The 11,401-nt window shown below is 72.7% G+C and carries 9 protein-coding genes; 4 read left to right on the top strand and 5 right to left on the bottom strand.

Annotated elements, in window-relative coordinates:
* Both ACFV4N_RS19045 and ACFV4N_RS19040 read left to right on the top strand, forming a co-directional pair.
* Window positions 1–489, top strand: a 489-nt coding sequence (locus tag ACFV4N_RS19045) for a DUF3558 family protein (RefSeq protein ID WP_499673864.1), incomplete at its 5' end; no start/stop codon positions are given.
* A 12-nt stretch (window positions 490–501) separates the two neighbouring features.
* Window positions 502–1,791 (top strand): hypothetical protein, encoded by a 1,290-nt coding sequence (locus ACFV4N_RS19040; protein ID WP_499673863.1) that lies wholly within the window; start codon window positions 502–504, stop codon window positions 1,789–1,791.
* Window positions 1,792–1,806: 15 nt separating this feature from the next.
* On the opposite strand, the gene ACFV4N_RS19035 is transcribed toward ACFV4N_RS19040, so the two are convergent.
* From ACFV4N_RS19035 to ACFV4N_RS19015, 5 genes are read right to left on the bottom strand one after another with little or no spacing between them, the layout of a single operon-like run.
* Entirely contained in the window at window positions 1,807–3,861 is a 2,055-nt protein-coding gene (locus ACFV4N_RS19035) for a glycoside hydrolase family 36 protein (protein ID WP_499673862.1), read from the bottom strand.
* Entirely contained in the window at window positions 3,858–4,721 is an 864-nt protein-coding gene (locus ACFV4N_RS19030) for an ABC transporter ATP-binding protein (protein ID WP_499673861.1), read from the bottom strand. Before ACFV4N_RS19030 ends, ACFV4N_RS19035 begins: the two co-directional genes overlap by 4 nt.
* Window positions 4,718–6,529: a dipeptide/oligopeptide/nickel ABC transporter permease/ATP-binding protein gene (locus ACFV4N_RS19025; protein WP_499673860.1), complete on the bottom strand. Its 1,812-nt coding sequence runs from the start codon at window positions 6,527–6,529 to the stop codon at window positions 4,718–4,720. The genes ACFV4N_RS19030 and ACFV4N_RS19025 overlap by 4 nt, the downstream gene beginning before the upstream one ends.
* Window positions 6,530–6,546: 17 nt before the next feature.
* A complete protein-coding gene (locus tag ACFV4N_RS19020) occupies window positions 6,547–7,536 on the bottom strand; it encodes an ABC transporter permease (protein WP_499673859.1) in 990 nt (329 codons plus the stop codon).
* Window positions 7,537–7,567: 31 nt separating this feature from the next.
* A complete protein-coding gene (locus tag ACFV4N_RS19015; RefSeq protein WP_499673858.1) occupies window positions 7,568–9,262 on the bottom strand; it encodes an ABC transporter substrate-binding protein in 1,695 nt (564 codons plus the stop codon).
* Window positions 9,263–9,411: 149 nt separating this feature from the next.
* Here ACFV4N_RS19015 and ACFV4N_RS19010 point away from each other — a divergent pair, with 149 nt between their 5' ends.
* Together ACFV4N_RS19010 and ACFV4N_RS19005 are read left to right on the top strand one after the other, a co-directional pair.
* Window positions 9,412–10,680 (top strand): ROK family transcriptional regulator, encoded by a 1,269-nt coding sequence (locus tag ACFV4N_RS19010; protein ID WP_499673857.1) that lies wholly within the window; start codon window positions 9,412–9,414, stop codon window positions 10,678–10,680.
* 177 nt (window positions 10,681–10,857) lie between these two features.
* Window positions 10,858–11,238 carry a hypothetical protein gene (locus ACFV4N_RS19005; RefSeq protein WP_499673856.1) on the top strand — a complete coding sequence of 127 codons (381 nt, stop codon included), beginning with the start codon at window positions 10,858–10,860 and terminating at the stop codon, window positions 11,236–11,238.
* Window positions 11,239–11,401: the final 163 nt, after the last annotated feature.

Raw genomic sequence — 11,401 nt, 5'->3', positions numbered from 1 at the left:
GGGGGCTTTCTCCTTTTCGGGGGGGGGGGGGGGGGGGGGGGGGGCCCCCCCCCCCCCCCCACCACCCCCGGCACCGGGACGTCCACCGCGCGGAGCGGTGTCCCCGCCACGCTGGACGAAGCCGACCCGTGCGGTCTGCTGGCCGAGGACGAGGTCGAGCAGGTCTTCGGGCCGATCGAGGTCACGCCCACCCGCGACGACTTCGGGTCCGCCAGCAGCTGCCGGTACGAACCGGGCGGGAGGTACCTCACCATCGACGTTCGCACCAACGCCGGGTTGGCCGACCTGCCCGCGACCAACCCGATGAGCGACCTCACGGTGGGTGACCACGAGGCGAAGTCGTGGGTGTCGACCGGTGGCAGTTGCTTCGTCGCCCTGGGCGTGTCGTCGTCCTCGCGGGTCGACATCGGGTTGAAGGCCGGACAGGGCGAGGACCCCTGCCCGTTCACCCACCGACTCGCCGGGCTGGTGGAGCCGAGACTGCCCTGAGGAGGGGAACCGATGGATCAGGCGACGACCCGCGTCGCGCCGGCGAAACCCGACGTCCTGTATTCCGGCCTGTCCCACGCGGAGCTGCACGGCGGTCTCAACGAGGGCAACCCCGGCGTGGTGGACGAGACGGGGCGCTTGTGGGGCGAGCTGCGCCGGGTGATGGTCGAGTTCAGCGAAGCCGTCGCCCGTGCCGCGAGCGCGAGCGCGCCGGAGTGGGAAGGCGAGGCGGGCGACGGGGCGCGGCAGGAGCTGTACGACCTGGCCCGGGGGGTCAACGCGTTCGCGTTCGCGGCCAACCAGGCCGGTGAGATGGCCGACGTGCAGGCGAGGGCGCTGGACGAGGCGCGGCGGAGGATGCCCCAGCTCCCCGCCGAGACGCTCACCCCCGATGCGATCGAGCAGCGGCTGGCGAGGATCACGGATCCGTTCGAGCTCGTGCGGCAGGCCTCCGCCGACCTCGCGGAGTACGCGCGGCAGCGGCGCGACCACCAGGTGGCCGTCCACGTGGTGGAGACCTACGACCGCATCCTCGCCGAGACCTCCGCCGCCCAGCCCGCGTTCGCCCCGCCACCGCCTCCTCCGCCTCCCCCGCCCCCTCCACCGCCCCCTCGCGTCCAGAAGCCCCGCACCGACCACCGCCGGTCCCTCCCGGAGAGCACGGGTCGGCAGGAGGCGGACGACACCGCCGTGGCACCGCTCCCGAGCGGCACGACGGCTCCCCAGGGGACGACGGCCACCACGCCCGGCGGCGGCGCGACGACCACCCCCAGCGGCTTCGGCCCGGTTCCCCCGCCGGCCGGTCACACCCCCGGCCACGGCGCCGCGTCCCCCGCCGGTCCCCAGTGGTCACCCCCGGGCGGTTTCGGGACCGGCGGGTACCCCGGCCCGGCCCGGGGGGTCAACGCCAGGGCCGGCGGTCCAGGCCCGCACACCGGCACGGGTTCGCGCGGCGGCACGGGCGCCGGAGCGGGCGCGGGCCGGTACGGCGGCGTGGGCGCACCAAGCGCACCAGGCGCACCAGGCGCAGGCGGCCCCGCGGGGTCGAACGGCCCCAACTCGGCCAGGAACTCCAGCGGCGTCCTCGGCACCCCCGCCGACACCGCCGCCCGCACCACCGCGACCACCCGTCCCGGCGGCGCGACCCACGCCTCACCCCTCGGCGGCGCGATGGCCCCCGGCACCACCCCCAACGACGACGACAAGGACCACCAGACCGCGTCCTACCTCCTCGAACCGGACCCCGAGGCCGTGTTCGGCAACACCGACGCGGTGGCGCCCCCGGTCATCGGCGAGTGGTAGCCCGGCGACGACCCCCTACGCCAACCGCACCACCACGGCGGCCGGCGCGTCCCCGTCGTGCCGCACGTCCAGCTCACCCCGTCCCGCGTCCCAGGAGAACCCCCACCCCGGGGCCGTCGCCGGGAACACCGGTGACACCACCACCCCACGCCCCCGCAGCGCGCCCACCGGCAGCGACACCGACGGGGGCGCGCCCGGCAGCCGCCACAGCGTCACGTACGCGTCCACCGCCCGCAGCCCCGACGCCACCCACGGACCGGATCCCGCCAACCCCAGCGGCCAGAACGGCGCCGACCCGGCGATCTCCGCCCGCAACGCCTTGTGCGCCGACACGGCCTCCCGCACCAGCGCCCGCCGCCCGGGGTCCATCAGGTCCACCCGCCCCGCCAGGTACAACCGCCCCAGGACGCCGGTGGCCAGCGTGAACACCGCCTCCTCGTCGGTCATCCCCGGCTGCGCGTACGCCCAGTTCCCGCACTGCTCCGGCAGCACGGAGGCCGGCGCGGCGGCGGCGATCGGCGGGTACAGCAACGGGTTCTGCTGGTCCGAGGTGGACTGGAGGTGCAGCCGCGACAGCAGGGCGTAGTCCATCCGCATGGCTCCGGACGCGCAGTTCTCCAGCAGCAGCCCCGGGTGCCGCGCCAGCAGCGCGTCCAGCCACGCCAGGTAGGCCCGGTTGTGCCCGAGCAGCCCCTCCCCCGGCGCCACCCCGCCCACGTCGGTGCCCGCGCCCGGCATGGTGTTGTAGTCCAGCTTCAGGTAGCCGATCCCGAACTCCCCGACGAGCCGGTCGACCACGGAGTCCACGTGGCGCACCGCCTCGGGGTGCCGGAAGTCCAGGTGGTACCGCCCGTGCTCGGCCACCCGCTCGCCGTGGCGCCGGAAGAACGCCTCGTCCGGCAGCACGCGCGCCAGCTCGGACCGCACGCCGACGACCTCGGGCTCCAGCCACAGCCCCGGCACCATCCCCCGGGCCCGGATCCGGTCCGCCACCTCGCCGAACCCGCCGGGGAACCGGGTCCGCGAGGGCTGCCACGCGCCGACGCTGTCCCACCACCGGCCGTCCTCGTCGTACCAGCCGGCGTCGACGCAGAAGTACTCCGCGCCCACGTCCGCCGCCGCGTCGACCAGGGGCAGCAGCTTCTCGGTGGTGGGGTCGCCCATGAGGGTGTTCATGTAGTCGTTGAACACCACCGGCAGGTGGGGCGCGCGGCGGTCGCGCAGGGTGGCGCGCCGCTGCGCGGTGAGCGCCGCGAACGCCTCGTCCACCCCGCCGGCGGCGACGGCCACGGACACCGGCACCGTGGTGAACCCCCGCTCCGGGGTCACCACGCGCGTCCACTGGTGCTCGGCGTCGCTCGGGCCCAGCAGCGCCAGGTACGCCCCGGCGAAGGTCTCGCCGACCTCCCAGTGCCACGCCCCGTTGTGCTCGACCTGCCACGCCAGGGCCCAGCTGTCGTCCCGCGCGACCAGCGCGCCGGTCGGCAGGTGCTCGCCGGTGGACCAGGAGCTGCGCGAGGTCAGCGCGAACCGGCTGCGCGACGCGTGGTGGTGCGCGGCCGGGTCCATCGCCACCAGGCCGGCCTCGCGCAGCGGCGTCCGGCGCCAGCGCGACTCGGCCACCCAGTCGGAGTCGGCGTGCACGAGGTCCAGCTCGTCCACGGTGCGCCCGGAGTCGACCAGGAACGCGCCGGTGGACAGCGACGTGACCGCCTGGAGGTGGACCGGGTCGCCCTCGACCGACACCTCGGTCCACGTCCGCACCGCCGGCACCCCGGCCACGCCCCGGAACACCGACACCGCGACCAGGCCCGTCACCGGGTCGTGCTGCACGACCCGCAGCTCGTCCGCCGTCGCCTCGTGCTCCCGGTAGCGCAGCCGCGCCCCGATCGTGGTGTCGGCGTACCGGTGGCCGCCGGGGAACCGGCCGTGGCCGAGGGCCTGCACCTCGACCAGCGGCACGCCGACGCCGTCGCGCGGCCCGTCGGGGCGCAGCGACACCAGGCTCACCGGCCCCTCGTCCACCCGCAACGAGAGCCGCACGGCGCCGGTGGACCAGGTGAGCGTCATTTCGCCACTTCCTCCCACGCCCCGGTGTTGTGGTCGTAAGCCGCGGCGGCGCCGGCCTTCTCGACCTCCGCCGGGTCGATGTCGAGGGAGCGGCCCCGCGCGTCCGGGTTCGGCGCGGCGGACGCCAGGATCCGCGTGTACGGGTGCCGCGGGTTGAGGATCACGTCGTCGGCGGGTCCCCGCTCCACCACGCGCCCCTTGTAGAGCACGAGGATGTCGTCGGAGAAGTGCCGGGCGGTGGCCAGGTCGTGGGTGATGTAGAGGACGGCCAGCTGCTCCTCGCGCTGCAACCGGGCGAGCAGGTTGAGCACGCCCAGCCGGATCGACACGTCGAGCATGGACACCGGCTCGTCGGCCACCACGACCCGCGCGCCGGGCGCCAGGGCCCGCGCGATGGCCACGCGCTGCCGCTGGCCGCCGGACAGCTCGTGCGGGCGGCGGTTCGCGATGTCGCGGCCGGGCAGCGACACGCGCTCCAGCAGGCGCACCACCTCGTCCCACCCGTGCGGCTTGCCGTGCAGCTTGAGCGGTCGCTCCAGGTGGTGGGCGATGGTGTGGAACGGGTTGAGCGAGGCGAACGGGTCCTGGAACACCATCTGCACGTGGTCGCGGTACTGCCGGTCGGGCACGCGCCGCCCGTCGTCGGCGGTGACCGCGATGGACCCGGCGGTGGGCTTCTCCAGGCGGGCGATCATCCGCGCGATGGTGGACTTGCCGGACCCGGACTCGCCGACCAGCGCGACCGTGCGGCCGGGGGTGAGGGTGAACGACACGTGGTCCACCGCGCGCAGCCGCACCCGCCTGAGGCCGACCCGGACGTGGAAGTCCTTGACCAGGTCGCGCGCTTCCAACGTGGTCATCGGACGCCTCCGGGGGAAGTGGGCTCGGCCGAGGCCGACTCGCCGGACCGGACGAACGAGCCGCGTTCGCCGGTCAGGCTGGGGAACGATTCGAGCAGCTTGCGCGTGTAGGGGTGCGCCGGCCGCTCGTACATCTCCTGGGCGGTCGCGTACTCGACGACCTCGCCGTCCTTCATCACCGCGATGCGGTCGGCCAGTTCGAGCAGCAGCGGCAGGTCGTGGGTGATGAACAGGACGGCGAAGCCGATCTCGTCGCGCAGCCGCAGGATCTCCCGGAGGATGCCGCGCTGCACCACCACGTCCAGCGCGGTGGTCGGCTCGTCCATGATCATGACCTGGGGGTCGAGCAGCAGCGCCATGGCGATGACCACGCGCTGCCTCATGCCGCCGGACAGCTCGTGCGGGTAGGAGCGCAGCCGCCGCACGTCGACGCCAACGAGCTTCAGCACCTCCTCGCACCGGGCGCGGCGCTGCTCCCCGGTCATGTCCGGCCGGTGCGTGGTGAGCACGTCCTCCAGCTGCGCCCGGACCGTGATGACGGGGTTCAGGGCGTTCATCGCGCCCTGGAACACCATCGACAGCTTGGACCAGCGGAACGCCCGCAGCTCGCCGGGTTCGAGGGCGAGCACGTCGAGGTCGCCGCCCTCGCGGTCGTGGAACGTGACGGAGCCGCTGGTCACCTCGGCGGGTGGCCGGTGCAGCCGGTTGATCGCGTAGGCGAGGGTCGTCTTGCCGCAGCCGGACTCGCCGGCCAGGCCCAGGATCTCGCCGCGCCGCAGCGTCAGCGACACGTCCTTGACCGCGTGCACCGGCGTGCCGACCTGGTAGACCACGGACAGGTCGCGCACGGTCATCACCACGTCGTCGTCGGTGCGCGCCACCGGCTCGGCCGCGCGGTCCGGCACGGCCGCCGCCCGGCGGGGGACGTCCCGCAGCTTGGGGTTGATGATCTCGTCGATGCTGAAGTTCACCAGCGACAGGCCGCAGCCGAACAGGGCGATGATCAGGCCGGGCGGCACGAACCACCACCACGCCTCGCGCTGGAGCGCGAAGCCGTTCTGGGCGTAGTAGAGCATCGTGCCCAGCGTCGAGGAGTTGGACGCGCCCAGGCCGAGGAACGACAGGCCCGCCTCGCTGAGGATCGCGTAGATGACCGCGAACACGAACTGCGAGGCCAGCAGCGGCAGCAGGTTGGGCAGGATCTCGACGGTGATCACGCGCCACGGCTTCTCGCCGGACACCTTGGCGGCGGCCACGTAGTCGCGGTTGCGCAGCGACAGCGTCTGGGCGCGCAGCACGCGGGCCGACGCCGCCCAGCCGGTGATGGCCAGCACCACCGCGATGGTCCACGAGCCGCGCTGGTCGGCGGGCACGAACGCGGAGATCACGATCACCAGCGGCAGGCCGGGGATGACCAGCATGACGTTGGAGAACAGCGAGAAGCCCTCGTCGACGTACCCGCCGACGTAGCTGCCGACGATGCCGAACAGCGCCGACAGCACGGTGGCCATCACGCCGACGAGCAGGCCGATGTAGAGCGAGCCGCGCGTGGCGGAGGCGAGCTGGGCCAGCACGTCCTGGCCGGTCAGGGTGGTGCCGAGGAGGAACTCGCCGCCCGGCGCGGTCAGGCCGAGGTCGCGGATGAGGTTCGGGTCGCCCAGGAGCAGCGGCCCGACCAGGCCGAACAGGCTGATCGCCGCGATCAGGCCGAGGCCGACGCCCAGCTTGGGCGACCAGCGCGGCAGCATCGACCGCAGGCCGGAGCGGCCCCGGGGCGGCTCGACGGTGACGGGACTCAGGTTGGTCACGGTGTCCGGTCTCCTTCTCAGCCGCTGACGCGGGTGCGCGGGTCGATGACGGCGTACAGCAGGTCGACCACGAGGTTCGCGCCGAGCACGGCGACCGTGATCACGAGGAAGATGCCCTGCATGAGGGCGTAGTCGTTGTTCTGCACCGCCTGGAGCAGCTTGGAGCCGATGCCGGGGTAGGAGAAGACCTGCTCGGTGATGACCGAGCCGGACACCACGAAGCCCAGCGAGATGGCGAAGCCCGCGACGGAGGGCAGCACCGCGTTGCGGGCCGCGTACTTGATCATGATCCGCGAGTCGCGCAGGCCCTTGGCCCTGGCGGTCAGCACGTAGTCCTCGGCGGTGGCCGAGACCATCATGTTCCGCATCCCCAGCAGCCAGCCGCCGACCGAGGAGATGACGATGGTCAGGGCGGGCAGCGTGCCGTGGTAGATCGCGGAGCCGATGAACTCGGCGTCCCAGCCCGGCGACAGGACCACGTCGTAGCCGCCGAGCAGCGGGAACCAGCCCAGCGCCGAGGCGAGCACGGCGGCCAGGATCAGCGCCAGCCAGAAGTACGGCACGGCGGCCAGCACGGTGGTGGCGGGCACCAGGCCGTCCAGCCAGGTGCCGCGCCGCCAACCGACGAACGTGCCCAGCGCGATGCCCAGGGCGAACGACAGGAACGTCGCGATGCCCACGAGCACGAGCGTCCAGGGCAGGGCCTGCCCGATGATCTCCGACACCGGCGTCGGGAACGCCGACACCGAGACGCCGAGGTCACCTCGGAACATGTTGCCCAGGTAGGACAGGTACTGCTGGAAGAGCGACTCGCTGCTGTTCCCGCCGAGCAGCAGCTCGTACGCCCTGCGGGCCGACGGGTCCACGGTCCCGCCCCGTTGCGCGAGCTTCGCCATGAGGATGTCCACCGGGTTGCCCGGCATCAGCCTCGGGATGAAGAAGTTCAGCGTCAGCGCCGCCCAGAAGGCGACCAGGTAGAACGCGAACTTTCGGGCGTAGTACCTCATCGGTCCGCCAATCGGTTCTAGTGGGCCCCGGTCACTGGCCCGCGGGCTTGAGCTTCAGGAAGATCTCCGAGTGGTCGGGGCGCTGCCAGACGGCCGCGACCGCGTAGAGGTCTTCCTTCGTGGGCCAGCCGGTGAACTTCTTGGCGTTGTACTCGCTGGTGGTGCCGGCGGTGAGGATCGGGATGTACGGGATCGACTTCTCGATCTCGGTCTGGATGGTGTCGAAGTGCTGCTGCCGCGCGGCCTTGTCCTCGGGGTCGACGCCCTTGAGGGCGGTGAGGGCGTTGTCGACGGCGGGGTTGGAGAAGCGGGAGAAGTTCGGGTTGGCGACCTCGCCGACCTTGGCGGTGGTGGCGGTGCTGAAGAAGTAGGACGCGTTGTAGAACGGGTCGGGCGCGGGGCCCTGGTGCAGCGCGTCGATCAGCAGCTCGTACTGGCCGCGGCCGCGCGAGTCGGACCACTCGTTCCAGGACACCTGCTGCGGCGTGATCTTGATGCCGACCTGCTGGAGCTGCTGGGCGATGGTCTCCACGGCGGTGATGTAGTCGGTCCAGCCGGCCACGACCTTGATCGTCATGGCGACGGGCTTGCCGTCCTTGGCGTAGATGCCGTCGGAGCCCTTGGCGTAGCCCGCGGACTCCAGCGCGGCGGTGGCCTTGGCCACGTCCGGCTGCATGGGCGCGGTCTTCTCCCGGAGCTCGCCGGAGACGACCTCCTTGTCGCGTTCGAGCAGCGCGAAGCCGGGCGAGATCTCGCTGGCGGTGTTCTCGAAGGCCAGCGAGTTGATCTGGGTGCGGTTCATCCCGTAGTAGATGGCCTTGCGCACCGCGACGTCGGTCTGCGGGCCCTGGCAGCCCAGCTCGGCGTTCGAGCAGGTGAACAGGGCCGTCTGGTTCATCGGGAAGGTGATGCCCTTGTAGCCGGGGTAGTTCTTCTCGATGTTGGCCATGTCCGGCACGGGGCCGGTCTGCCAGTCGATCTGGCCCTGCCGCAGCGCGGCCTCGCCGGACTGGTTGCCCGACAGCGCCACGTAGCGGACCTTCTTCAGCGCGGGCTCGCCGGCGTAGTAGTCGGGGTTGGCCTTCAGCGTGAACGCCTGGGGCTTGAACTCCTCCAGCACGAACGGACCGGTACCGACCGGCTGGTTGACGACGTCCGTCGCCGGGGTCGCGATGTCCTTCCACTTGTGCTGGGGCACGATGTAGATCGCGCCGAGCACCTGCGGGCCCTCCATGAAGGACGGCTCGGCGAACTTGACGGTGACGTGCGTGTCGTCGACCGCCGTGGCCTCGCCCTTGTAGCCCGTGCCGTTCATGGACGGGTTCTTCTTGATCATGTCCAGGGTGAACACGACGTCCTCGGCGGTGAACTTCTCGCCGTCGGTCCACTTGGCGTCGTCGCGCAGCTCGATGTCGAGCTGGGTGCCGTCGGCGTTCCACTCGTAGGACTTGCCGAGGCGCGGGCGCGGGTCGACGGTGCGGAGCCGGTTGAAGTAGAACAGCGGCTCGAAGATCGTGCCCGGCCCCTCCAGCGTGGAGGGCGCGAACGGGTTGAAGTTCAGCTGCCAGTCGCCGGACTGGCCCGTATACACGATGAGCGTGTCCGCGTTCCCGCCGCCGCCGCCCGAGTTGCCCGATCCGCCGCACGCGGTCGCCAGCACGGCCACCGCGGCCAGCCCGGCCGCCACCGTGCGCGCCCGTGAGGAGCGCCTTGCCTTCAGGAACATCGTTGATTCCTCTCCTGGCCCAGGACCGGCCGCGGTCCCGCGTTGAGGCAGATTGTTAAGTCAATGAAGAAACGAAGTCAACACTTCCGCTTCATCTGCGGGTCAAGTTGCTACCCTTCGTCCGACGAACGAACCAAGACGGAGGCCACGTGAGCGGACCTGCGCGGGCGACCCAACACGCGAGCAGCAAGGCCGCCGTGCTCGACGTGATCCGCGCGGCGGGCACCATCAGCCGCGTGGGGCTGATCAACGCCACGGGCTTCACCGGCGCGACCATCTCCACCGTGGTCCGCAAGCTCATCGACGAGGGCCTGGTGGTCGAGACCGGCCGGGCCGAGTCCACCGGCGGCAAGCGGCGGGTGCTGCTCCAGCTCAACCACTCCTCCCGCTACGCGGTGGGCGTGCACCTGGACCACGCCGGCATCACCTACGTGCTCACCAACCTGGGCGGTTCGGTCGTCGCGCGCATCACCAGGGCCGGCGCGGGCGCGGCCGAGCCGCAGACCGTCGTGGAGCGCATGGCCACCGAGGTGGACGCGCTCATCGAGGGCGTCGGCGTCGACCGCCACCGCGTCCTGGGCCTGGGCCTGGTCTCACCCGGGCCGCTCAGCTCGACCACCGGCATGGGCCTGACCCCGCCGTCCATGCGCAAGTGGGAGGACTTCCCCCTCGACCAGGCGCTGGAGCGGGCCACCGCGCTGCCGGTGGTGCTCGACAACGACGCCACCGCCGCCGCCCTCGGCGAGCACTGGTCGGGCGGCATCGGCGGCACGGCCATCTCCGCCGCCCTCTACATGGGCACGGGCATCGGCGCAGGTCTGATCATCAACGGCATCGCCTACCGCGGCACCAGCGGCAACGCCGGCGAGGTCGGCCACATCTGCGTGGACGCCAACGGCCCCGGGTGCTGGTGCGGCGCGCGCGGCTGCGTGGAGGTCCTGGCCGGCCCGGCCGCCGTGGTCGCCGCCGCCCGCGCCGACGCGGCCCTGGCCCGCGCCGCCGGGTTGACCGGCAGGCCCAAGTCGGTCTCGTCGGACTTCGCCGCGGTGAGCCGCGCGGCCCGCCGGGGCGACCCGTCCGCGCTGGCCATCCTGGAGCGCTCGGCCCGGTACATCGCCACCGCCGCCCGCACCCTGGCCAACATCATGGACCTGGAGGTCCTGGTCCTGACCGGACCCAGCTTCGCCATCGCGGGCTCGGTCTACCTGCCGGTCGTGCGCGACGAGCTGGACCGGGCGTTCTTCTCCCGCGCCGCACACCGGGTCGACGTGAGGCTGTCGCGGTCGGCCGCCACCGCGTCGGCGATCGGGGGCGCGGCCCTGGTGCTCCAGTCCGAGCTGGTGCCGCTGCACGAGGGGCTGAAGCTGCCGGAGAACCTGGCCGACTCCGAGCCCGCGCCGCTGTCCGAAGGGGCCTGAGGCGCGGCCGGTCGCGGCGGCGGCGGTGGCGCGCCGTGCCCAAGCCGTTGGTCCGCTCGGCCCCTTCTTCCACACTTTCGTATTCGCGAGCTGTCGACGTGATCCGCATGGTGCCGAACGTTCCGTCACGGGTGGGCGCTGCGCCCACCCCTTCCCTGCCTGACGACGGGAGAGAACATGCTGAGATCAGTCCGCTTGGTGGTGGCCTTGCTGCTGGCCCTGGGCACCGTGGTCGGCGGCGGCGCCACCGCCGTGGCGAGCGCCGAACCCGAGACCATCACCATCCCGCTCAACCCGACCGTGCCCGGTTCCGGCACGGCGGTGTCCTCGAGGCGGACCTTCGAGTGCGAGTACACCTACACGCCTTCCGGGGGCGGGTCGGCGACGATCACCTGCGTCCAGACGGGCGGCCCCTCGGGCTTCTACCTGATGGGCGCGGTGTGCCGTGACGGGTCGTCCGTGACCGGCAAGCCCCTGTCGTTCGGCCGGGCCGGGTCGGTGAGCTGCCCCCCGGGATCCGGGGGCATCCGCGAACTCCGCCTGACGGCGCTGTGGTGAGCCGCCCCGGCGAAGACCGGGGTGTCCGCGAACCGAACCTGACGGCGTCGTCCTGACTGCGCCGTCCTGACGGCGCCGGTCCCGGCCCGGCCCCCCGGCGCCGCCGGGGGGTCCCCGCCGGCCGCCCCCCCCCACCGCCCCCCCCCCGCCCGCGGCGGGCGCG

The organism is Actinosynnema sp. NPDC059797 (assembly GCF_042732085.1).
In the GTDB taxonomy this organism is placed as follows: Bacteria; Actinomycetota; Actinomycetes; order Mycobacteriales; family Pseudonocardiaceae; genus Actinosynnema.
Note: the sequence above shows the minus strand (reverse complement) of the source record. Positions and strands in the feature narration are given on the sequence as shown.

Excerpts from the sequence above, each read along its gene's own strand:
- ACFV4N_RS19040 (WP_499673863.1), top strand. The coding sequence starts at position 502 with ATGGATCAGGCGACGACCCGCGTCGCGCCGGCGAAACCCGACGTCCTG.
- ACFV4N_RS19035 (WP_499673862.1), bottom strand. The coding sequence starts at position 3,861 with ATGACGCTCACCTGGTCCACCGGCGCCGTGCGGCTCTCGTTGCGGGTG.
- ACFV4N_RS19030 (WP_499673861.1), bottom strand. The coding sequence starts at position 4,721 with ATGACCACGTTGGAAGCGCGCGACCTGGTCAAGGACTTCCACGTCCGG.
- ACFV4N_RS19020 (WP_499673859.1), bottom strand. The coding sequence starts at position 7,536 with ATGAGGTACTACGCCCGAAAGTTCGCGTTCTACCTGGTCGCCTTCTGG.
- ACFV4N_RS19015 (WP_499673858.1), bottom strand. The coding sequence starts at position 9,262 with ATGTTCCTGAAGGCAAGGCGCTCCTCACGGGCGCGCACGGTGGCGGCC.
- ACFV4N_RS19005 (WP_499673856.1), top strand. The coding sequence starts at position 10,858 with ATGCTGAGATCAGTCCGCTTGGTGGTGGCCTTGCTGCTGGCCCTGGGC.